Source organism: Paenibacillus sp. FSL R5-0378 (genome assembly GCF_038009285.1).
In the GTDB taxonomy this organism is placed as follows: Bacteria; Bacillota; Bacilli; order Paenibacillales; family Paenibacillaceae; genus Paenibacillus_AQ; species Paenibacillus_AQ favisporus.
Genome location: NZ_JBBPAY010000001.1, coordinates 6,289,848 through 6,312,808, shown reverse-complemented (window position 1 = coordinate 6,312,808; position 22,961 = coordinate 6,289,848). Strand labels below are relative to the sequence as shown.

The window sequence follows — 22,961 nt, the reverse complement described above, 5'->3', positions numbered from 1 at the left end:
CCAAATGACAAGAGGAGGGCTGACGAATCAGCCCTCCTCGATGAGGAAAGATGTTTTAGTGATCTTCGGGAAGCCGAACCTCTTCAGGCCCGTCGCCCGTTTCCTTCTCCGCCTGCTTGCCGTGCGCGATCCGGCTGCTGGCCGCCGCGGCGACCGCGCCGACGATATCGTCCAGGAACGTATGGGTTTCCCCGGTGCTTTTGTCATTCAGGCGCTCCAGCACACCGGGTTTGAGCTTATCGATATACCCGTAATTCGTAAAGCCGATGCTTCCGTATACGTTCACGATGGAAAAGGCCAGCACTTCGTCGACGCCATACAGGCTCTCGTCATTTTCCAGCATGTCCTGCAGCGGGGAGAGCAGCTTGCCCTGCTCGGCCAGCATATCGAGCTGGATGCCGGTCAGGACCGCGTTTTGCACCTCGCGCTTGCTCAGCACTTTCTCCACGTTCAGGATGCATTCCTCCATCGTCAGGTTCGGATAGTACTTTTTCTGCAGCAGCATAACGAGCTCGGCGATCTCCTCCACCCTCACGCCCCGGTTATGAAGCCATTCCCGCGTCGCTTCGGATACCTTTTTACTGTTTAAGCTGTAAGGAATTTTTGCTTGCTTTGCCTCATTTGCTTCACTCATTACGTCACCCCGTCATCCAAGTAGTATGTAACTTCACGCAATTTGATTGTATGTTTTGCAGTATATCTTTGTCCAGTTATGCCCATTTTGGCGCATCCTCAAGCAGCAGGGTAGGCGCGAGGGGCCTGAATAAAATTAATATGGACCGGCTGTTATTTTTTCGGAAGGGGGCTCGTATACATGGTAGTACAAACTGTACAAAATGATTAGGAGGAACCAGACTTATGACCAAGCTTAACAAAATTCGCGGCATTTCCGCCGCCGGATTGCTGGCCGTTCCCGTTATCCTGTCCGGCTGCGGTTTGTTCGGGACCCATTCGGCTTCGGAAGACATCGATGCGCCGCCGAAGGCGGTCGAGGAGCAGATGCTCAATATGTCGGACGGCACAGGCACCACAGGCGCCAAGGCTAAGGCCGAGCTCACCGGCACCCCGACGACCGTGTATTTGGCGGACGGGAACGGGATGCTTGCCCCCGTCACCCTCGGTCTGCCGGAAGTAAAGGATAAAACTTCGGTTCAGCTGTCGGTGGAAACGCTCGTCTCCGGCGGAGCCTATGCCAAATATATTCCGGAAGGCTTCACGGGCGTCCTGCCTGCAGGAACCGAGGTCAAGAAGGTCACGGTGGACAAGGATAACAAGCTGGCTGTTGTCGAGTTTAACAGTGCATTCACGAAATACAAAGCGCCGGATGAGCGCAAAATTCTCGAATCGCTGGCCTGGACCCTGACCGGTAATGCGGATGTGCAAAAGGTCCAGCTGTGGGTTGACGGCAAGAAGCTGTCGGAAATGCCTGTAGGGGGCACTCCGCTGGATCAGCCGCTCAGCCGGAGCATGGGCATCAATCTGGAAGTCGGGCAGGGGGCCACGCTGACGAATTCGTCGCCAGTCACCGTTTACTTCTCGGCGGCATCGCCGGCCGGCATCCAGTATTACGTTCCGGTAACGCGGCTTGTCAAACCGGGACAGGACGCGCTGCAGTCGGCACTCGCCGAATTGATCCGCGGTCCGCAGGAGACAGACGGCCTGGAACAAGTCATGACCGACGAGACGCAGCTGCAGTCCGTGAAGAAGGAGAAGGATGGCACGGTAACGGTATCCTTGAAGGAAGACATGTTCGCCGAAGGCGATGCGGTACCGACCGAAATGCTCCAGTCCGTCGTGCTGACGGTGGCGGAAAACGCGGGGAATCCTAAGGTCAAAATCGAGCTGAACGGGGAGTCCAAGGTCGTCGGAACCGACAATCTGGACTACAGCCAGCCGGTCACACGCCCCGATTATATTAACGAAATCCCGCTTTAAGGGCAGCTCAGGGTGTTTTTATCCCTCCATTTTGGTAAAATAAAGGTTGCTTAAACAGGATGCGAACGAAGTAGGAGGCAGAAATGATGAGATCAAACGGACGCAGCAGCCATCAGCTTAGGCCGATGAATTTGACAGTGAACGTAAACAAGTACGCGGAAGGCTCCGTGTTCATTGAAATGGGGGACACCAAAGTCCTTTGCACCGCCACGGTGGACGAGAAGGTTCCTCCTTTTTTGAAAGGACAGGGGAAAGGCTGGGTAACGGCGGAGTATTCGATGCTGCCCCGGGCGACGCAATCCCGCAACCAGCGGGAAGCCGCGCGCGGCAAACTCAGCGGACGTACGATGGAAATTCAGCGGCTGATCGGCAGAGCGCTACGCTCCGTTGTGAATTTGCAGGCGCTGGGCGAGCGGACCATCACGCTGGATTGCGACGTCATTCAGGCAGACGGAGGTACGCGCACGACGTCGATTACGGGATCGTTTGTGGCGATGGCCATTGCGATTAACAAAATCGCCCAGCAGCACAAGCTGCCGGTGTTCCCGATTACCGACTTTCTGGCTTCGGTCAGCGTCGGGGTGGTCGGTGAAGAGCCGCTGCTTGATCTGAATTATGAGGAAGATTCGAAGGCGAAGGTGGACATGAACCTCGTCATGACCGGCAGCGGCGCGTTCGTCGAGCTGCAGGGAACCGGCGAGGAAAGCCCGTTCACGCGGCAGGAGCTTGATGAGCTTTTGAAGCTTGGAGAGCAGGGGATCCGCGAGCTGATCGCCAAGCAGAAGGAAGCTCTTGGCCCCATTGCGCTGATGATCGGCTCGGGACAAGCCGGAAGAGAGGCCTAGCATGATTCCTGCGGGCGATACGATTATTGTGGCGACGAAGAACAAAGGGAAGGTCAAGGAGTTTGAGCATGCTTTCGCCCCGCTGGGCAAACAGGTGAAAAGCATGTTCGACTATCCCGGCATCCCGGATGTAGTAGAGGACGGGAGCACGTTTGCGGAGAATGCGCTGAAGAAAGCCAAAACCGTAGGCAATGCCCTCGGGCTTCCGGTGCTGGCCGATGATTCCGGCTTATGCGTTGACGAGCTGGAGGGCCGTCCGGGCGTGTACTCCGCCCGGTTTGCGGGTGAGCATGCCACGGATGAGCAGAACAACGAGAAGCTGCTGCAAATGCTGGAGGACAAAAAGATGGGCGCGGACGTTCAGGATTCGCTGCTCAGCCCGGCGAGCTTTGTCTGCACGCTGATCCTGTATGATCCGGCAACGGGCGGCTTCATTGAGGCCTCCGGCTCGGTTCAGGGCTGGATTACCGCCGACCGCGCCGGCTCGGGCGGTTTCGGGTACGATCCGCTATTCTATCTTCCCGAATACGGGAAAACAATGGCCGAGCTAACGATGGAGGAGAAGCAGGCGATCAGCCACCGCGGAGCGGCGCTCCGCAGCCTGATGGCCAAGCTGACCCCATAAATAAAGATGATTCCGTTGAAGGCTGCTCCTTTGGATCTACCCGATCCAAGGGGGCGGCCTTTTCGCCGTGTCCTGTATTGGCGTCCCACCTAGGAGATCCCGCAAAGCAGAGCAAAATCATATCAAAGCTGTGAACCCGTCTGGAGGGGATGAATCGTGCCTTTAACCAAATTTTGTGATCGCTTTCCGACGGATTATGGTAGAATGGGCGTGCGCAAACTTTGAGAAATGAGGTGTTGATGTGAGCAACACAGCTAAACCGGAGATGGAGCTCCGGTTCATGTCGTATAACATCAAAAACGACTATGACAAGGAAGGCGAGAATACATGGAACAGCCGGCGGGACCTGGTTGCCGGAATCGTCCGCTTCCACCGCGCCGACTTGGTCGGCATGCAGGAGGTACTGCATAACCAGCTGACGGATCTGGAAGAGCGTCTGCCGGAGTACGGCTGGATCGGAGCCGGCCGGGAGGACGGGAAGCAGGACGGCGAATACGCCTGCATCTTTTACCTGAAGCAGCGGCTGGAGCCGCTGGAGCATGGACATTTCTGGCTGTCCGAAGAGCCGGAGAAGCCGGGCAAATTGGGCTGGGACGCAGCCTGCACCCGGATGGTAACCTGGTGCCGGTTCAAAGATACATATACGGGAAAAGAATTTATCCATCTGAACACTCATTTTGACCACATCGGTGTGGAGGCGGTCAAGCAGAGCGCGCATTTGATCAAAAGCCGGATCCGGGACTTGGTGGAAAAGGGCGCCGCGGTGCTGACTGGGGATTTCAACGTCACCAGCGATTCGGAAGCCTACCGCGTCCTCTGCGGCGAAGAAGAGGGCGGGGCTCTGCTGCGTGATGCGGCGGTCAGCGCAGATTACCGGCATTTCGGCCCGACATTCACCTTCCAGGGCTTTGACTCCCGGGAAACGGCCGCGCGGCTGTTCCCTGCGTATTTGAACTCGGGCCAGGAGCATGGTCTCGAGTTCGAGAGCGCCATCGATTTTATTTTCGTAACCGGCGGGGTACGGGTGCGCAATTTTGGCGTGATCACCGACCACCGCCAGGGCAAAATGCCGTCAGACCATTTTCCGGTGGTCGCCGACCTGCTGGTGTAGCAGGCATTGGCAATTCGCATGTCAGCAAAAAAACATCCGCTCGGCTTCGTCAGCCGCGGATGTTTTTTTGTCATACGCCATCTGTTTATCCGTTTAGCGTCGCCGTCTCGGACCCTGCGCCGGCCGTTTTGCCGTCATGGCGAACCATCGTCAGGAACAGCAGAGCGATCAGCAGGCTGGCCGACGCGACGACAAACAAGGAGGCGTAACCGAACTGATCGATGATCAGCCCGAGCAGCGGCGGCGAAGTGATTGCGGCCAGGGAGGAGACGAGGTAATACAGTCCGGTTCGGGTTCCGATGCTCGCTTCGCTTCCGGTCGATACGATGAACGGATAGGAGTTAATATTGATGCACGCCCAGAAGATGCCGCCGAGGGCAAGCAGCACGCGGAGCGGTCCCACGGTCCCGATGAACGGAACGGCCGCGAACACGAGAAACAGGCCGGCGACGCCCGTCAGGATGATCTTCTTCTTCCCGTACCGGTTGCCAAGCCAGCCGCTCGGGATGGCAAACAGAACGAAGAACAGCGAAAAGAAGGTCAGGGAGAAGGAAGCGGCGCTTTCCTGCAGCCCCATATGATGCTTGCCGTAAAGCGTAAACAACGATTCGACGCCTTGATACCCGACGAACCAGAAAAAGATCGCGATCAGCAGCAGCACCGTCGTCCGGTCCAGTTCGCCGCGCAGCTTGATCCGGCTTCCTTCCTGCGGCGCGGAGGAAGCTGTGGAACCGCTTCCCCGAACGGGGACGAAGCGGTACAGGATCCACAGCGACAGCAGGGTGATGATCGCCGCGGCGATAAACGGGAAGGAGCGGTTCTGGTTGTACAGCAGCGATCCGCCGGCAAACGCGAGAATGCCGCCTACGCCGCCCATGAAGTTGATGACGCCGTTGGCTTTGGTCCGCTTCCCTTCCGGCGTGATGTCCGGCATGAGCGCGATCGTTGGCGAGCGGTAGAGGCTCATCGCCAGGTTCATCAGCATCATGAACAGGACCAGCGTCAGCAGACTGGTGTGAAAGGGGATCAGGACGACGAACAGGGCAGCGAGCGGCATCCCGATAAGCAGGTAGGGCTTCCGCTTGCCGAAACGGGAGACGGTCCGGTCGCTCCGGTTGCCGATCCATGGCTGCAGGAACAGGGCGAAATAGTTGTCGATGGTCATCATGAAGCCGATCCACGCGGCGCTCTTCAGATACGGATCGAGGAAAAACGGAACAAACGCATTGTACAGCGCCCAGGTGATGCTGATGCTGAAAAATCCGAAGCCAAGCAGCCAGGTCTTTTTCATGGACGACAAATCCTCCGTTTCGTGTTAGGGGTCATTTTCCACTATTATACAACGGCAGTGTATCCGGTAGCTTCATGCGATTGTAAAAATTATTTCAGGAAGGATATTCCTGCCGCGTGTCGTATTATGTTTCAGGACACCCCAAGTGGGAACATAATAGGAGGTTTTTGTCATGTTGAAAGGAATTTCTGCATTGCTGTCTCCTGAGCTGTTGAAAATATTAAGCGAAATGGGGCACGGGGACGAGATCGTATTCGCCGACGGAAATTTCCCTTCCGCCAGTCTGGCCAAGCGGCTGGTCCGGGCGGACGGCCACGGCATTCCCGAGCTGCTTCAGGCTGCGCTTGAGCTGCTGCCCCTGAACAGGTACGTGGAGTACCCCGTCATGCTGATGCAGGTGGTGCCGGGAGATCCGGTGGAAACGCCGGTGTGGGAAGTATACCGCAAGATCGTGCATGAGACGGAAGGGGAAGACATCAAGTTCACCGAATTGGAACGTTTCGAATTTTATGAACGCGCGAAGAAAGCCTATGCGGTCGTGGCGACCGGAGAACGTGCGTTGTACGGCAACCTGATTTTGTCCAAAGGGGTCATTTCTTAAGGGAATGACAGATACGAATGGTCCAGATTCCTCACCCCCAAGCAAGCAAAAACGGTGCTCTCCTCGCCTAAGAGGACGCACCGTTTTGTTGTATTTTCTGACATGTCACGAAACTGTAACACGCTTAGAGCTGGGGCAAAATATCCGCCCAGACGGCGTCCAGAATGCCCTGCATATCATCCTCGTCACTGTTGATGGCGATCACGGCTTCTTTGTCCGGGATGACGACGCAGAACTGTCCACGCATGCCGTCGGCGCGGTATGCTCTGTGCGTGCACATCCAGAATTGGCCGCCGTAACCCGCCCCCCAGTCCGCCGTTCCCGGCGTGTCGATTTGCTTCCGCGTAACCTCGCCGATCCAAGCCTCCGGGATCAGCTGGACGCCCTGCCACCACCCCTTCTGCAGCAGCAGCTGGCCGAACCGGCTCAGTTCTTCGCAGCTGATCCACAGCCCGGTGCAGCCGAGCGTGACGCCTAGCGGCGACGTGTCCCACCGGACATCCCGGATACCGAGCGGCTCGAACAGCCGCGGCACCAAATAATCGCGCACCGTCTCTAGGACGGCTGCCTGAACCATAGCCGAGATCATAAACGTATCGCCGCTGCTGTATGTGAAGGTCTCACCGGGCATCCGGTCCAAGGGCAGGGACATATAGTATTTTGCCCAATCCTTCTCCTGCAGCGTTTCCCGTTCTTCCGCCCAGAGCGGCGGGGCATCGTGGCCGGAAGCCATCCGGAGCAGATGACCGAGGGTCAGCTCTCCCGGTGGATAGGCCGAATCCTTCACCGATTTTCCATAGTCCGGGAAAAAATCGTTTAACCGTGCATCCAGCGTCAGCTTTCCTTCGGCGATGGCAAGTCCGACCGCCATGCTTGTAAAAGACTTGCTGACCGAATGCTGAAGCCGGCGGGCGTCGCCATCCCGGTCCCAGAGCCCCAGCAGCTGCCCATTTTGCAGCACCCGGACGGATAAAACGTTCAGTTTCCTGCTGCCTGCGTTATCGACAAAACCGCCGATTTGAAATGTCATCGTTAAGCCTTCCTTCCGCTTGATCCCTATGGCTGAAACGGGTTACTGCATATGCCTTTCCGCTGCGGCCGTCAGGAATAGGATGAAATCTATAGAAACGTTTCCACATTGACTCGCTAATCTTGAGATTATTACAGATTACTTTATGTTGTCAACTCCATTTTGTAAGCGGTTACCATTTGCCGTCCGCTAGGGATTTTGTCGCATTAACGTAAGTGAGATCAAGGATTTGCACAAAAATACAGTTCGCTGGGCCTTTGTAAAAAAGGTTGTTGACAGGTTTAGACAACGGGCTTATGATGTTAATCGAAACGATTCGAAAAAATCGCTTTCATCGCTTTTGACGCTCCTGCGGCAGCTACCGATAACGCTAGATGAGGCTGAATCGGATTTTGCTTAGGCGGGAGCGCAATCGGCGATCAGAAGAACCAATGACGGGCCGAAACTGTCCGTTATCGGCTCAGCCGGGCCGGCTTCCCGAAAGGGGGCTGCTGCTGACTAAGGCGGACAACACGATAGAGCAGTCGAACTGAAATGAAAGGGGTTACATATGGCGCATCTAACGATCGATACCGGCTCGCCTACGCTGCGGATGACGACCAGCATCCATGTGATCTCTCCGGTGGATACCGGCGTCCCCACTTCAAGCACGTTGTATCTTCTGCACGGAGCGGGGGACAACGCCAGCACCTGGCACCGCCTGACGACCGTGGAAATGTTCGCGGCGAGGCACGGCTGTACGGTGATCATGCCGGAAGCAGGACGAAGCTTTTATACCGACATGGTTTACGGGCTGGACTATTTTCACTACATCACGGAGGAGCTCCCCGAGCTGTGCGGGCGCCTGCTGCATTTGAATACCGATCCCGAAAGAACGTTTGTGGCGGGATTGTCGATGGGCGGCTACGGAGCGCTCAAATGCGCGCTCACCTACCCGGAGCGGTACGCCAAAGTCGTATCTTTCTCGGGCGTGACCGACATCCGTCAGCGTCTGAATGACCCGGCGATGCCGGAAGGGATGCGCAGGGAGATGCAGGCCGTCTTCGGACCGGAGCTTGAGGTGAAGCCGGATCAGGATGTGTATGCGCTGTCCGCGAAATTGATCGAAGAGGGCCGAAGGCTGCCGCCGATGCTGTGCTGCTGCGGATCGGAGGATCCGTTCGTCGGAATGAACCGGCAGTTTGCCGCCAGCATGGAGAACAGCCCGTTCGATTTCCGGTACGTTGAGGGACCGGGAACGCATGACTGGCTCTTTTGGGAAGAGCATTTAAAGACCGCTTTTGATTTTCTGTTTGAAGACAAGACCCAAGAATAGTGAGGAGATGCCAATTGAAACCCGCAGCCTTAGGGCCGAACAAAAATGCAAAGGAGCGTTCCAAAACCGGTAATCTGTTTACGGAAATTTGGAAGCACCGGATGACGTATACGCTGCTTATTCCCGGCATCATCTGGCTGATCTTATTTGCTTATCTGCCGATGGGCGGCTTGTCGCTCGCGTTTAAGCATTACAAAGCCAACATGGGAATTTGGGGCAGCCCTTGGGTCGGCCTGGAGAACTTCAAGTATGTATTCCGCGACCCGACGTTTGCCCAAGCGGTGTGGAGAACACTGTACATCAACATTATCAAGCTGATCATCACCTTCCCGTTCCCGATTCTGCTGGCGCTCCTGCTGAATGAGCTCCGGATGCGGAAGACGAAGAAGCTGTTCCAGACGATCTTTACGTTTCCACAGTTCCTGTCGTGGATCATTGTTTCAGGGATCGTGATCAACGTCCTTTCCTATGACGGCCTGCTGAACAGCGCGCTGCAGCTTCTTGGACTTCCGACGATCAACTTCCTCGGCTCCGAGCCCATGTTCCTGCCGATGCTGATTTTGACGGACATCTGGAAATCCACCGGATGGGGGGCCATCATCTTCCTGGCTGCTATCTCGGGGATCGACCAGGACCAATACGAATCGGCGCAGATCGACGGCGCTTCACGGATGCAGCAAATTTTCAAAATTACGCTGCCGAACATTTTGCCGACCGTCACGGTCATGTTCATCCTGAACGTGGGCGGCCTGATGTCCGCCGGCTTCGACCAGATCTTCAACTTGGCGAATGCGGCGACGCAGAACGTGTCCCAGGTGCTCGACGTGTATATTTACCGGATCACGTTCCAGTCTTCGACGGACTTCTCGTTCTCGACGGCGGTCAGCTTGTTCCGTTCGCTCGTGAACATGATTCTGCTGCTTGCTGCGGACCGCGTGGCCAAACTGATGGGCGGAGACGGATTGTTCCGTTAGGAAAGGAGTGTTAGAGAGATGAGTACGCATGCTGAGAAACGGCATAAATACCGGGTCGGTAAAATGACGCTTCTCGATTACATCATGTTTATCGTGCTGATTGTGTTGGCTTTAATTATTTTGATTCCGTTCCTGAACGTGATCGCGATTTCGCTCGCCTCACAGAAGGAGTATGCCGATAATCCGATGATGCTGTGGCCGAAGCATCCGACGCTGGACGCCTACCGTGCGCTGTTCGAGGACGGCAGGCTGCTGACGGGCTTCTGGAACACCATTAAAATTCTGGTGGTCGGCCTGCCGCTGAGCTTGTTCCTGACGAGCACGATGGCTTACGGCCTCAGCCGCAACAAGTTCCCGGGGAAAAAGTTTATCTTCTTCCTCGTCCTGTTCACGATGATCTTTAACGGCGGGATTGTGCCGCTGTATCTGGTCATGAAATCGCTGCACCTTACCGGTTCCCTGTGGTCTGTCATCCTGGTAGGAAGCTTCAGTGCCTTCAATATGATCCTGATGATGAACTACTTCCAGGGCCTGCCGGAGTCCTTGATGGAATCCGCGAGGCTCGACGGGGCGGGCGAATGGCGCATCTTGTTCTCCGTCGTCCTTCCGCTCGCGGCGCCGATTATGGCGACCATTACGCTGTTCTACGGCGTGGCCTTCTGGAACGGATGGTATGATGCGATGATCTTCCTGCGAAAAGCGGAAATGCTTCCGCTGCAAAACGTCCTGCGGACCATTATCGTCGAATCGTCGACAAACGTTTCGAATGCGGCCAGCGTGGACGCCCTGAACAAATCCGGTTTTTCCACGGGAATGAAGATGGCTTCGGTCTTCGTATCGATGGTGCCGATCATGTGCTTCTTCCCGATGCTGCAAAAGCACTTCGCCAAAGGGGTGTTAACAGGGGCTATCAAGACCTGATTACACAATAGATTTTTTTTACCACAAAAAATCTGATCAAAAGAGGGGAAAAAACATGAACACCAAAAAGCTGTTCAAACCGCTTCTGGCCGTTGCGCTGTCGGCGGTGATGCTGACGGTGACTGCCTGCGGGAAAGACACGGCATCTACCGGCGGCAACGAAAAAGACGCGGACGGGAACTACAAGGACAAATTAAAAATTTCCGTCGCGCAGACCACGGAAGTAAAAGACGGTGTGCTCGACAACGAGTTCCACAAGTACTGGATGGACAAATTCAACGTCGAGTGGGATTACAACTACGTACAGTGGGATTCCTGGCCGGAAAAACTCCGCTTGTGGATCAACTCAGGCGACCTGCCTGACGTGGCCAGCTGGAACTACGTGCACGGCGATTTTATGAACTATGTCGATCAAGGACTGCTCTACAAATTCCCGGATGACTGGAAAGAGCGCTGGCCGAATGTGGCGGCGGCCTACAAGCTGACCGGCCTCGGCGACAAGCTGGAAGAGCTGACAGGCGGTACTTACATTCTGCCGAAACCGGTGTACTACCAGAACAAACCGGCTGATCCGCTTGTGAACCAAATCGGCGTCATTGCGATCCGCAAAGACTGGGCCAAAGCTGTCGGGTTTGAACTGAAGGATGCATACACCACAAGCGAACTGATCCATTATGCGGAACTGGTCAAAGAGAAAGACCCAGGGAAGCTGGGCTCCAAGCTCGTTCCGATCTCATACACAGCGGATGACGCTTTGACCAACATCATCATGGCCAACAGTGAGCACTCCCGCGTGGAATCGGCGTTCTACAAAGGAGAAGACGGCAAGTTCCATTGGGGACCAGCCGATCCGGAGACGCTGACCGGTCTGAAGCTGATGCAGAAAGCGTACAAAGAAGGCCTGCTTAATCCGGAATTCTACACTTGGAAAAACAACGAAGGCAGCGACAACTTCAGAGTTAAAGGCGTTGCCGCGATGATGTCCCTGGGCGGTCTGGCTTCGTACAGACAAGACATGGACAAGAACATGCAGAAGAACCTGGGCGTAAGCAGCGACGACCTCGTCCATACGGCGATCGTTCTGGGTGACGACGGCAAATACCGCAATCTGGAGCAGCCGAACTTCTGGTCTGCGCTGATCTTCTCGCCGAACATCAGCAAAGAGAAGTTCGAACGCATCATGGATATTATCGATTACTCGACGACCAAAGAAGGACAAATGCTCCTGAACATGGGCTTTGAGGGCAAGGATTGGAAGTACGACGAGAACAAAGAGCCGGTCAGCCTTCTTCCGGAAGGAACGACTCTGGAAGACAAATATCCGGCACGTTTTGAAGGACTGTACATTTTGGGCGACGACTTCAGTATCGTGAACCCTGCAATCAAGAAGGAATACCGTGACCGCGCCGTTGAGCTGTTTAAAGAGAAAGCGAAACTGGGCAGCGAAGGCGGCAAGTTGGCAACTTACGACTGGGATGTGCAGCTGTACGATTCCAAAGCGAAGAGCCAGGCATCCTTCGATTACCAGAACGAGTATGCCAACCTGATCCTGCAAGGCGGCGATTTGGAAGCAAACTGGAAGAAATGGGTACAAAGCAAACAGTCCCTCGTTCAGCCGGTTCTGGATGAACTGAACAGCAAATTTGCCAAGTAACAGATCGTTCTGAAATAAGGATAAGAACTGAGCATTATACGCAGTCCGAGTCTAAGGAACCCGGTGTGCAGCACATTTTGATGCAGCCGGGTTCTTCTCTTCCACGGTGGTGCCGGGCCGGGTTTCTTCTATTATAAATAGGCCGGCCTGGCCACAGGGAGGAGACATAGATTCTTATAACGATTAAAGAACGCAAATGTACATCGATAGACGCTTTTCTTCATGAGGAATTTGCACAAAAGATAAGCGCCAAGGACGGGTTTCATCCTTGCTGCCCTTGTCAGCCAGGTTTTGTGCAAGCTCCTGAGAAAGGAGAAAGGGTCTGAAAGAGCCGGACCATTCGTGTCCGGAAGGCCTGGATCATCATACGACTTTGTTGTGGAGGGAATGGAATGGACAACCGGCAGTTAACCGAACTGTTGAATCAGATGACGCTGGAGGAGAAGATTGCGCAGCTGCTCCAGCTGACCGCCAATTTTCATGAAGGCGGCGAAAGCCAAATTACCGGACCGCTTGAGGAAATGGGGATCACCGAATCGATGGTGACCGCCAGCGGCTCCGTTCTGGGGTTATCGGGAGCCCAGTCGGTCATCGACGTGCAGAAATCATATTTAAGCAAAAGCCGGCTCGGCATTCCGCTGATGTTCATGGCCGATGTGGTGCATGGCTTCAAAACGATCTTTCCGATCCCGCTGGCGATCGGATGCTCCTGGGATACGGAGCTGGCCGAGAAGAGCGCCGAAATTGCCGCGAGAGAGTCGGCGGTATCCGGCATTCATGTAACGTTTGCACCAATGGTCGATCTGGTGCGCGATCCGCGGTGGGGACGCGTCATGGAGACGACCGGCGAAGATCCGTACCTGAACAGCCTGTTTGCCCGCGCTTTTGTCCGCGGCTATCAAGGCGGGAGCCTGAAGGATGAGCCGGAGCGGCTGGCTGCCTGCGTGAAGCACTTCGCCGCCTATGGCGCTCCTGAAGGGGGACGCGACTACAACACGGTCAACATGTCGGAACGCAATTTGCGGGAGCAGTATCTGCCGGCTTATAAAGCGGCATTGGACGAAGGCTGCGAGATGGTCATGACGTCGTTCAATACCGTGGACGGCATTCCGGCTACCGGCAATGAGAAGCTGATGCGCGGCATCCTCCGCGATGAGTGGGGTTTTGACGGCGTCCTGATTTCGGACTGGGCGTCGATCCGCGAAATGATCGCGCACGGCGCGGCGGAGGACGATGGCGAGGCCGCTTACCGGGCGATCCGGGCCGGCGTGGATATCGAGATGATGACACCTTGTTACGTACAGCATCTGCCGGGCCTCATCGAGAGTGGACGCGTGGACGAAGCCTTGGTCGACGAAGCGGTGCTGCGGATATTGCGGCTGAAAGACAAGCTCGGGTTGTTCGACAATCCGCTGCGAGGAGCCGATCCGGAGCGTGAGCGCGAAGTGCTGTTCTGTCAGGAACATCGAAACGTTTCTTACGAGCTGGCAGCCAAATCGAGCGTACTGCTGAAAAACGAAGGCGGCCTGCTGCCGCTTGCGCCTGGGAAGAAGGTTGCCCTGATCGGGCCGTTCGCCCAGAGCGACGACATCCTCGGCTGGTGGTCCTGCGTCGGCGTGAAGGAAGACGCCGTGAAGCTCGGAACCGCGCTGCAGGAGCGGCTGGCTGAGGGACAGCTGGTCATTGCCGAAGGCTCCGGCGTCGTAAGCGTGGAGCAATCGCAGATTGACGCTGCCATCGCCGCGGCTCAAGACGCAGACGTGATCGTGCTCGCCCTTGGCGAAGATTCGGCCATGAGCGGGGAGGGCGGGTCCCGCACGAACATCCGCCTGCCGGAAGCCCAGCTGGAGCTGGTGCGGCAGCTGAAGAAGATTGGCAAGCCGATGGCTGCGGTGATCTTCAACGGCCGCCCGCTGGACCTGCACGGAATCATTGACGAAGCGGACGCCGTCCTGGAAGCCTGGTTCCCGGGCAGCGAAGGCGGAGCCGCGATCGCCGACATTCTGATCGGGCGCGTGAATCCTTCGGCCCGGCTGACGATGTCCTTCCCGCATTCGGTGGGTCAAATTCCGGTCTATTATAACCATTACAATACCGGCCGTCCGATGAATCCGGACAAAACGGAAGAGCGGTATGTGTCCAAATATATCGACAGTCCAAATGATCCGCTGCTTCCGTTCGGATACGGCCTATCCTATACGACGTTTGAATACGGCGAGCTGAAATTGTCCGGAAACGAGATAACGGCCAATCAGCCGCTTCAGGTCAGCGTGAGCGTAACGAACACCGGGGATCGCGCAGGGATCGAAACGGTTCAGCTGTATATCCGCGACGTGGCCGGTGAAGTGGTCCGTCCGATGCGCGAGCTGAAAGGCTTCGTACGTCTCGAGCTTGCTCCCGGCGAAAGCGCGGATGCGGTCTTTACGATCACGGAGGAACAGCTTCGATATCATCATTCCGACCTTACGCAAGCCAGCGATCCGGGAACGTTCCAGGTGTTTGTCGGTCCGAACAGCCGGGACACCCTTGCTGAGTCGTTCCGGCTGGTTTAGATGAACAGACGGCCATGCGCGTACACAAAGAACAGCGCATGGCCTTGGAGAGAGCTGACCAACAAGACGATGCAGGATGAAAAATACTGTAAAAGCTGCCTCGAAGCCGTACCGGACAGGTTCCGGCCGGCTTCCGGGATAGGAGGATGAACAACTATGACAACCATTACGAATTCGAAGCTTCACGTCCAGGCCGGCGATCTGTCCTTTACGTTCTGGGAAAGCGGCGACCTGTTCCAAGCCGTCAGCGGCAAGACGATGATCAACCAGCTGATGAGCAGCCCGCTCGATGGGGCTTTAAATAATCTGTATCTTCGCATCCATGACGATTCTGCCATCCGCTTCTACCCGCTGCTCGGCATCCGTTCGGACAGCCGGGTCAGCACAGGCGAGGGACGTATCGTCTGGACAGGCGAAGCCGAAGGGGTAGCGTACAGCGTGACGTTTGCGCTCAGTCCGCTCGGCGTATGGTTCTGGGATGTCCGGGCGACCGGGCATGGCCTCAAGGTCGACGTCGTTTACGGCCAGGATATCGGGGACGCGGATCCGGGCGCCGTTCGCAGCAACGAGGCGTACCTGTCCCAATATATCGACCATACCGTCTTTGAAGACAAAGACCACGGCTATGTGGTGTGCTCGCGCCAAAACCAGCCGCAGGGCGGAGCGTTCCCTTACATACAGCAGGGTTCGCTGACGCGTGCCGCGGGGTTCTCTACGGACGGCTTCCAGTTCTTCGGCCTGTCTTATAAAGAAACGAACGTGCCGGCATGCCTCAGCCAGCCTCAATTGGCGAACGAGGTCTATCAATACGAGTTCGCCTACACGGCGCTTCAGTCCGAATCGGTAACGCTGAACGGGGAAGCACGCTTCGTGTTCTACGGCTTGTTCAAGCCGGATCATGCGGCTGCGGTAACCGAGCTGGAATTCAAGGACGAGGTGCTGAAAGCCTGGGATCAGGTGCAGGCAAATCTGGCCGCTGCGGACGGTCCGCTGCATGAACTGCCGCAGGTCCGCCTGAATCCGGAGATCGGCGAACCGCTGCGCACCCTGCCGCTTACCGCGGAGGAGCTCGAAACCCTTTTCCCGGCAGCCGGAAGACAGGAGGAGGAAACCGAGAACGGACAGCTTCTTGCGTTCTTTACCGACACCTATGAGCATGTCGTGCTGAAGGAGAAGGAGCTGCGGGTGGAGCGTCCGCACGGGCATATCCTGATGAGCGGCGGCAGCGTGAAGCTGGGCGCCAAAGTCGTGACGACGACTTCTTATATGTACGGCATTTTCAACTCCCATCTGGTGGTGGGCAATACCAACTTCAACAAAATGATGAGCAATGCCCGCAGCGCCTTGAACGTGCCGAAGACGGCGGGACAGCGGATATACGTAAACATCGAAGGAGTGTACCGACTCCTGACGATGCCGTCCCTGTTCGAGATCGGCTTCAACTATGTGCGCTGGTATTACAAAATGGCGGATGACATGCTGGTGATCACCAATTTCGCGGCTGCGGATGCGCCTGAAGTACGCCTTCATGTGCGCTCGGAGAGCGGCAAAGCGTATGAATTCCTGGTGACCAGCCAGGTCACCATGGACGTCAACGAGTTCGGAGCGCCGGTCCGCATGGCGGAATCGGGAGGTGTGCTGACGTTCCACGGCGCCCAGGACGCGCTCCGGAAGGAAGCCTATCCGAACCTGAAATACACCATGCGGATCGACGGCGCCAAGGCGGCTGTTAGCGATGAAACGGCACTTGCAAGCGGCGTTCAGGCTGGGGAAGCATCGGTAGTGACGCTCAAGCTGGATGCTGCCCCGGAGTGGACTTTGACGATGCAGGGGCTGCTGGACGGGGAAGACCTTCCTGAAGCTAACCGCAGCGCAGAGGATGAAATCGCGAAGTACCGGGAGTTCTTCCGGGACGTGATGAACGGATTCCGCTTAACCGGCGGGGATGGCACGGAAGGCAAGGACTTTTTCAAAGTGAATGCGCTGGCCTGGTGGTACACCCATAACATGCTGGTTCATTATTCGGTGCCGCATGGCTTGGAACAGTACGGAGGCGCGGCTTGGGGAACGCGGGACGTCTGCCAGGGGCCGACCGAGTACTTTATGGCGACGCAAAAATTCGAACAGGTGCGCGACATTCTGAAAATGGTGTATTCCCACCAGTACGAAGACGACGGCAACTGGCCGCAGTGGTTCATGTTCGATAACTACTTTACCGTCCAGCAGGAGGAGAGCCACGGCGATATCATCGTATGGCCGCTGAAGGTGCTCAGCGATTACCTGCGGGCGACCGAAGACTTCGGCATTCTCGAGGAAAAGGTTCCGTATACGGTCAAGCACAAGTTCCATTTTACCGAAGAAACAGCCACGATTCTGGATCACGTGTACAAGGAGATCGGTTACATTCGCAGCCACTTCCTGCATGATACCCACCTGTCCTCTTATGGGGATGGAGACTGGGACGATACACTGCAGCCGGCCAACGCCCAGCTGAAGCAGTACATGGTCAGCAGCTGGACCGTCGCCCTGACATACCAGACGATGACGCAGCTGTCGGGGGCCTTGAAATCCACCAAGCCGGAACTGGCTTCGGAGCTTCATGACATGGCGCAGGGAATCAAGCGCGATTACGAAAAATACATGCTCGGAACGGAAGTCATTCCTGGGTTCCTCTATATGGAGAATCCGGACGAGGTGAAGCTGATGCTCCACCCGACCGACGAAGAGACCGGCATTCAGTACCGCCTGCTGCCGATGACCCGGAGCATGATTGCGGAGCTGCTGGATCCGGAGCGCGCCAAGGCGCATTATGGGCTGATCAAAGAGAAGCTTTTCTTCCCGGACGGCGTCCGTCTCATGAACCGTCCAGCCCAGTATGCCGGCGGCGTCAGCACGCACTTCAAACGGGCGGAGCAGGCGTCGAACTTCGGGCGCGAAGTGGGCCTGCAGTATGTTCACGCCCATATCCGCTTCATTGAAGCGATGGCGAAGCTCGGGCATGCGGATGATGTATGGAACGGCCTGAACGTGATCAACCCGGTCGGCATCCGCAATGTCGTGCCGAATGCCGAGCTGCGTCAAAGCAACGCTTATTTCAGCAGCTCCGACGGCAAGTTCAACACGCGTTATGACGCGCAGGCGCATTTTGATGAGCTGCGCAGCGGCAGCGTGCAGGTGAAGGGCGGATGGCGTATTTATTCCAGCGGCCCGGGGATCTACATGAATCAGCTGATCTCGAACGCGCTGGGCATCCGCCAGGAGCAGCAGGATCTCATCGTGGATCCGGTGCTGCCGCAGAAGCTGGACGGCCTGCGCTTCGACTTCCGCTACGACGGTCAGGACGTGGCCTTCATTTACCATTTGAACGGCACCGGCGAGCGCCGCGTGAAGCTGAACGGCCGGGAGCTGGAAGCTTCGGCGGTGAGCAATCCGTACCGCGAGGGCGGACTGCGGATTTCGAAGGACGTGTTTGAGCAGGGAATGAAGCCGGACGGCCACAATGTGGTTGAGATTTTTATGTAGCAGTTTAAGGCGATCTTCACGGATCGCCCTTTTCCATGAGAACTGGAATATGGATAATTTTGGACCTAGCAATGGTTTGATACGGGGGAGCGAGGAACATTGGTTAGTATTAAGGATATCGCTAAAAAAGCCGGGGTTTCCATATCGACGGTATCATATGCCCTGAACGGCAGCAGCAAGGTGACGGATGAAACCCGCTCGAAAATTTTGGCGATCGCCAAGGAACTGAACTATGTGCCGAACGCGGCCGCGAGATCGCTGAAGAAGCGGGAGTCCCGGATCATCGGGGTATTTCTGACGGATTTTAAGGGGGACGTGTATGGCGACCTGCTCGACGGGATGAAGGAGGTCTGCAACGCCCAGGGCTACGACCTGATCGTATGCAGCGGCAAGCAGGCCCACCGGATGCTTCCGGAGCGGATGATCGACGGAGCTATCATTCTGGACCATGCGTTCACGAACGCCGAGCTGCTCAAATATGCCGAGCGGAACCACAAAATCGTCGTGCTGGACCGGGAGCTCGAGCATCCCAACATCAATCAGGTGCTGCTGGATAATAAGGCAGGGGCTACGCTGGCCACCGAATTTTTGGTCGAGCAGGGCCACAAGAAGATTTACATCGTGACGGGGCCAGATGACTCGTTTGACTCCATTCAGCGCATGAAGGCGGTCAAAATGGTTGCGGACCGCACGGAAGATGTGGAGTGGATCGAGATTCCCGGCGATTTCAAGAAAAGCGGAGGGGAACGCGCCGCCGAACGGGTCATCGGTGAGTATACCGGCCCGGCGGCCGTGTTCTGCCTCAATGACGAAATGGCCATCGGTTTTTGCAACCGGCTGGCGGAGACCGATTACCGGATCGGGGAGCATGTGCATTTGATCGGCTTCGATAATATTGAGCTGACGAGCTACATGCAGCCGCGCCTGGCGACCATCAACTACTCCAAACGGAAATGGGGGGCGCTGGCATCGGAGCAGCTGATCAAAATTTTATCCGGTGAGGAAGTGGAGCATGAACGCATCTACGTCACGCTGATCAAAGGGGAATCTGTCGGAAAAAGCGCCCGGCAGGTTAACGTGGCTAGATGAAGCACGAATGCACCGCGGTGAACAAACAGAAGGGTATCCGGCTGACTAGAGCCTGTCGGATACCCTTTTTGCATGTTCATTTTACGTTAACGAATGGCCACGTTGTAGGTTTTCAACCAGTTGTTGACCTGGGCCAGGTAAGCAAACAGCTGCGGCCCCGACATCAGCTGGCCGAACCATGGCAGATTCGAGGACGCCTCAGGGGAAGCGGCGATCTCGAGAATTTTGTTCTTGTCGATCAGCGGCAGGATCGGGGCAGACGGATCGTCCAGAATGTCGAGCATCTGCTGCTTGACGGCGGCAAGGAAATCCGGATTGTGGGTTTTCGGATACGGGCTCTTCTTGCGGTAGAGCACGTCGTCCGGCAGCACGCCTTCCAGTGCCTTGCGTAGAATGCCCTTTTCCCGACCGCCGGTCATTTTGATTTCCCAAGGGATATTCCACACGTATTGGACCAGCCGGTGATCACAATAAGGCACGCGTACTTCGAGGCCGACGCCCATGCTCATGCGGTCCTTGCGGTCCAGCAGCGTCGGCATGAAGCGGGTGATGTTCAGGTAGGACATGACCCGCATTTTGGCCTGCTGGCCGGTCTCGCCGCGCAGCTTGGGAACTTCCCGTACCGCATCGGCGTAACGGTCCCCCAGGTAATCCAGCGGACGGATCCATTCGCGGATTTCGGGAGACAGCAGGCTGGCCCTCATGTCGGGTGCGACCGACCAAGGGAACGTGCCGGAATTCAGCATTTCCTCGCGGTGAAACCAGGGATAGCCGCCGAAAATTTCGTCGGCCGCTTCGCCGGAGACGGCTACCGTCGCCCCTTTTTTGATCTCACGGCAAAATAAGTAGAGCGAGCCGTCCACATCCGCCATGCCGGGCAGGTCCCGGGTCAGGGTAGAGGCGTTCAGCGATTCCACGAGCTCGGGGGTATCAAATTCGATGTAATGGTGCTGTGTCCCGAGCTCCTCCACCATCCGCTGGATAAACGGAGCATCGGCTCCCGGCTGGAAGGCATGCGATTTGAAATGCTTCTCATTGCCGACGTAATCGACGGAGTAGGTGTGGACCTGCCCTTGGTTGGTCCGGTTATAATACTGAACGGCAAGGGCCGTCAGGGCGCTGGAATCCAGCCCTCCGGACAGCAGCGTGCAGACCGGAACGTCCGAAACCAGCTGCCGTTCCAGCGTATCCTGCAGCAGCTCGCGCAGCTTGGCCGCCGTTTCCTCCACGCTGTCTTCGTGGATGTGGCTGTCCAGACGCCAGTAGGCGTAACTGCGCAGCCCGTCGCGGCTGAAGATCATCGCGTGCCCTGCCCGCAGCTCCTTCATGTCTTTATAGACGCCCTGTCCCGGCGTCCGCGCCGGGCCGATAATGAACACTTCGGCGAGCCCTTCCGGGCCGACCACGGGCTCCATTTTGGGATGCTGCAGCAGCGCTTTGGGCTCAGAGCCGAATATTAAAGTGCCGTCGATGTAGGCGTAGAACAGGGGCTTAACGCCCAGGCGGTCCCGCGCTATAAACACCTGCTCCCGGACGCTGTCCCAGATGGCAAAGGCAAAAATGCCGTTGAACCGGTCCACGCAGGCCGGCCCCCACTCGATGTATGAAACCAAAAGAACTTCCGTATCGCAATGGGTCCGGAAGTGATGTCCTCTTTTGACCAATTCGCTCCGCAGCTCGGCCGCGTTATATAGCTCCCCGTTATAACAAATCGCATACACATCATCATCATCATGAACGATCATGGGCTGTGCGCCGTTTTCGGGGTCAATGACGCTCAGACGGCGGTGGCCGAAGGCGCATGGATTGGAGATCCATGTTCCCGAAGCGTCCGGTCCGCGATCCGACATCGTTTCAGTCATTTTGACAAGGATCTGCGAATCCTGGGTTAAGTCGCCGCTCCATTGTATAAAACCGGTTATTCCGCACATGATGGGTCATCCTCTCTTTGTCGTTTGTCCACTCGCTGTCCTTTCTGTTTGCCAAAGTGATACAGTTATATGCCGAATCGGGGCATAAAATGTCTGTCCTTTAACGAAAACTATAGGAAAGGCAGTGTAAGAAAAACGTGTCTGTCGACGTACTTCTACAGCAGGCAGGCCGCATTTAGCGGATGTTTTTCTTGCGATCATGGAATGGTTCAGCTCCGCTGAAAACTTATAAATTTCTATGATCTTTACAAAGGAGAGTAATGTGACATGGATAAGCAGCATTTTTATGTATCGGTACACGGCAGAAGCGTTCTTGCCGAACAAGGCGCCGCTCCTTATGAGCTGGTGATGTACTGCACGGTGGGGCAGGCCAGGGAAGTGCAGCAGATGATGGAGGATATGCAGGAGCATGCCGAAGACTCCTTCCTGGCTTATACGTTTCCATGGCCGGATACGCCGGAGGATGATGTCAATTCGCAGTACACGGAGAGCCTGAACAAGCTGTACCGGAAAATATACGAATACGGCACGGCAGAAACGCGCCAGCATCTGACGGAGAACAAAATGCTGGGTTATACTTGATTTCTGAATTCAAGCTGACCGGGAGAGGAGGAAAACATGTATTATATTAAGGATGCCAAGGTGCGGCGGATGACGGAACTGGACGGGGTCCGCTGCGCCGAGATCGGCGTGCTGCCAGGGGCGGTTGGCGATCCCGCGCTTTTGGCTTATGTGGCCGAGCAGACGCCGGGCTGCTACGACCTGATCCGGCTGATCCGCAACGATGCCGACACAGAGCTCGACTGGTACGACAACAGCATGCATCAGGCGTATATCGATGTGACGATGCAGGCGTTCGAAGGCAGCTTTTTTCTGACGGCCGACGAGGAGCGGGATCTGTTCCTGCGCGATCTGATCTCTTTTGGGAACATAGAGGAGGATCTGCGGAGCAGGTTCGCAAAGTAAACGCAGCCATAATTTAAGAAACATAGCCGGCAGACTCCCTCCCCATACTATGGTTTAGGGGAGGTGAGCTAAATGGCGGACTTCACGAACAAAAAAGGCAAGAGAAGCAAGTACGCCCGACAAAACGCTTTTGCGGGTGGAGTGACGAGCAGAAATTCGAGAAATTTGGCTGTGCCCCATAACCCAAGACGTTTTGGCAACCAATAACCTCCTTGAATCATGAACAAACCTCCGGGGATATCCCCGGAGGTTTGTTCAGCTGTTCTTAGCTGTTCACGCTTCACGCATATTCGCGAAGCACCTGAATGCCTTTCACGATGTTGTAGACGAACGTGCCGAAGTAAATAACGCAGAACAGCAGGATATATCCCAGGATCGAGCCGGCATGGTGGGCTGCCAAAGTAAAAAACAGCAGCGGTACGGCCGCAATGAATGGCAGCAGATGCGAGAGCAGCGCTCGCTTGGCATGCCTGGCGACGTATTCGTCCCGGACGGCGATCCATACGATCACCGGCAGGATAAACGGGGCGAAAAATATGCTGAAGTAGGAAAGTGAAGATAACAACTGTCGCATGGAAATGCTCCTTTACAACTTATTT

General features: G+C 56.1%; 19 protein-coding genes. 14 read left to right on the top strand and 5 right to left on the bottom strand.

The genetic code is table 11. The annotated features are described in order from the left end of the window. Positions 1 to 55: 55 nt before the first annotated feature. Positions 56 to 634 (bottom strand): phosphatidylglycerophosphatase A family protein, encoded by a 579-nt coding sequence (locus MKY74_RS29285; RefSeq protein ID WP_076174206.1) that lies wholly within the window; start codon positions 632 to 634, stop codon positions 56 to 58. Positions 635 to 858: 224 nt separating this feature from the next. Here MKY74_RS29285 and MKY74_RS29280 point away from each other — a divergent pair, with 224 nt between their 5' ends. From MKY74_RS29280 to MKY74_RS29265, 4 genes are all read left to right on the top strand, one after another. Next, positions 859 to 1,935: a GerMN domain-containing protein gene (locus tag MKY74_RS29280; RefSeq protein ID WP_076174208.1), complete on the top strand. Its 1,077-nt coding sequence runs from the start codon at positions 859 to 861 to the stop codon at positions 1,933 to 1,935. Positions 1,936 to 2,018: 83 nt separating this feature from the next. Next, positions 2,019 to 2,780 (top strand): ribonuclease PH, encoded by a 762-nt coding sequence (rph, locus tag MKY74_RS29275; protein ID WP_076174210.1) that lies wholly within the window; start codon positions 2,019 to 2,021, stop codon positions 2,778 to 2,780. Position 2,781: 1 nt separating this feature from the next. Next, positions 2,782 to 3,405, top strand: coding sequence for an XTP/dITP diphosphatase (locus MKY74_RS29270; RefSeq protein WP_076174211.1), 624 nt, complete (start codon positions 2,782 to 2,784; stop codon positions 3,403 to 3,405). A 241-nt stretch (positions 3,406 to 3,646) separates the two neighbouring features. Next, entirely contained in the window at positions 3,647 to 4,516 is an 870-nt protein-coding gene (locus MKY74_RS29265; RefSeq protein ID WP_244169400.1) for an endonuclease/exonuclease/phosphatase family protein, read from the top strand. Positions 4,517 to 4,601: 85 nt separating this feature from the next. Here the strand turns inward: MKY74_RS29265 and MKY74_RS29260 are convergent, their stop codons facing one another. Then, a complete protein-coding gene (locus MKY74_RS29260) occupies positions 4,602 to 5,807 on the bottom strand; it encodes an SLC45 family MFS transporter (RefSeq protein ID WP_076174213.1) in 1,206 nt (401 codons plus the stop codon). A 172-nt stretch (positions 5,808 to 5,979) separates the two neighbouring features. Here MKY74_RS29260 and fucU point away from each other — a divergent pair, with 172 nt between their 5' ends. Then, positions 5,980 to 6,408, top strand: coding sequence for an L-fucose mutarotase (gene fucU / locus MKY74_RS29255; RefSeq protein WP_076174215.1), 429 nt, complete (start codon positions 5,980 to 5,982; stop codon positions 6,406 to 6,408). A gap of 124 nt (positions 6,409 to 6,532) precedes the next feature. Here the strand turns inward: fucU and MKY74_RS29250 are convergent, their stop codons facing one another. Then, a complete protein-coding gene (locus tag MKY74_RS29250) occupies positions 6,533 to 7,438 on the bottom strand; it encodes a serine hydrolase domain-containing protein (protein ID WP_076174217.1) in 906 nt (301 codons plus the stop codon). A 550-nt stretch (positions 7,439 to 7,988) separates the two neighbouring features. Between MKY74_RS29250 and MKY74_RS29245 the strand changes: the two genes are divergently transcribed. From MKY74_RS29245 to MKY74_RS29215, 7 genes are all read left to right on the top strand, one after another. Next, positions 7,989 to 8,753 (top strand): alpha/beta hydrolase, encoded by a 765-nt coding sequence (locus MKY74_RS29245; RefSeq protein WP_076174219.1) that lies wholly within the window; start codon positions 7,989 to 7,991, stop codon positions 8,751 to 8,753. Between the two features lie 14 nt (positions 8,754 to 8,767). After that, on the top strand, positions 8,768 to 9,727 hold the full coding sequence (locus MKY74_RS29240) for an ABC transporter permease (protein WP_076174221.1): 960 nt from the start codon (positions 8,768 to 8,770) through the stop codon (positions 9,725 to 9,727). Positions 9,728 to 9,745: 18 nt separating this feature from the next. After that, positions 9,746 to 10,648: a carbohydrate ABC transporter permease gene (locus tag MKY74_RS29235; protein WP_076174223.1), complete on the top strand. Its 903-nt coding sequence runs from the start codon at positions 9,746 to 9,748 to the stop codon at positions 10,646 to 10,648. 55 nt (positions 10,649 to 10,703) lie between these two features. Continuing rightward, a complete protein-coding gene (locus MKY74_RS29230) occupies positions 10,704 to 12,302 on the top strand; it encodes an extracellular solute-binding protein (RefSeq protein WP_076174225.1) in 1,599 nt (532 codons plus the stop codon). 392 nt (positions 12,303 to 12,694) lie between these two features. Beyond that, positions 12,695 to 14,854 carry a glycoside hydrolase family 3 N-terminal domain-containing protein gene (locus MKY74_RS29225; protein ID WP_076174227.1) on the top strand — a complete coding sequence of 720 codons (2,160 nt, stop codon included), beginning with the start codon at positions 12,695 to 12,697 and terminating at the stop codon, positions 14,852 to 14,854. 156 nt (positions 14,855 to 15,010) lie between these two features. Then, complete coding sequence (locus MKY74_RS29220; protein ID WP_076174229.1) at positions 15,011 to 18,376, top strand: GH36-type glycosyl hydrolase domain-containing protein; 3,366 nt, start codon at positions 15,011 to 15,013, stop codon at positions 18,374 to 18,376. A gap of 99 nt (positions 18,377 to 18,475) precedes the next feature. After that, complete coding sequence (locus MKY74_RS29215; RefSeq protein WP_076174231.1) at positions 18,476 to 19,465, top strand: LacI family DNA-binding transcriptional regulator; 990 nt, start codon at positions 18,476 to 18,478, stop codon at positions 19,463 to 19,465. Positions 19,466 to 19,551: 86 nt separating this feature from the next. Here MKY74_RS29215 and asnB read toward each other — a convergent pair whose 3' ends face one another. Then, entirely contained in the window at positions 19,552 to 21,396 is a 1,845-nt protein-coding gene (gene asnB / locus MKY74_RS29210) for an asparagine synthase (glutamine-hydrolyzing) (protein ID WP_076174233.1), read from the bottom strand. Positions 21,397 to 21,663: 267 nt separating this feature from the next. Between asnB and MKY74_RS29205 the strand changes: the two genes are divergently transcribed. Together MKY74_RS29205 and MKY74_RS29200 are read left to right on the top strand one after the other, a co-directional pair. After that, a complete protein-coding gene (locus MKY74_RS29205; protein WP_076174234.1) occupies positions 21,664 to 21,978 on the top strand; it encodes a hypothetical protein in 315 nt (104 codons plus the stop codon). Positions 21,979 to 22,014: 36 nt separating this feature from the next. After that, on the top strand, positions 22,015 to 22,362 hold the full coding sequence (locus tag MKY74_RS29200) for a hypothetical protein (RefSeq protein WP_076174236.1): 348 nt from the start codon (positions 22,015 to 22,017) through the stop codon (positions 22,360 to 22,362). Between the two features lie 280 nt (positions 22,363 to 22,642). On the opposite strand, the gene MKY74_RS29195 is transcribed toward MKY74_RS29200, so the two are convergent. Continuing rightward, the gene (locus MKY74_RS29195; protein ID WP_076174239.1) at positions 22,643 to 22,936 is read right to left on the bottom strand and encodes a DUF4870 domain-containing protein; all 294 of its coding nucleotides are present in this window, start codon (positions 22,934 to 22,936) and stop codon (positions 22,643 to 22,645) included. Positions 22,937 to 22,961 lie beyond the last annotated feature (25 nt).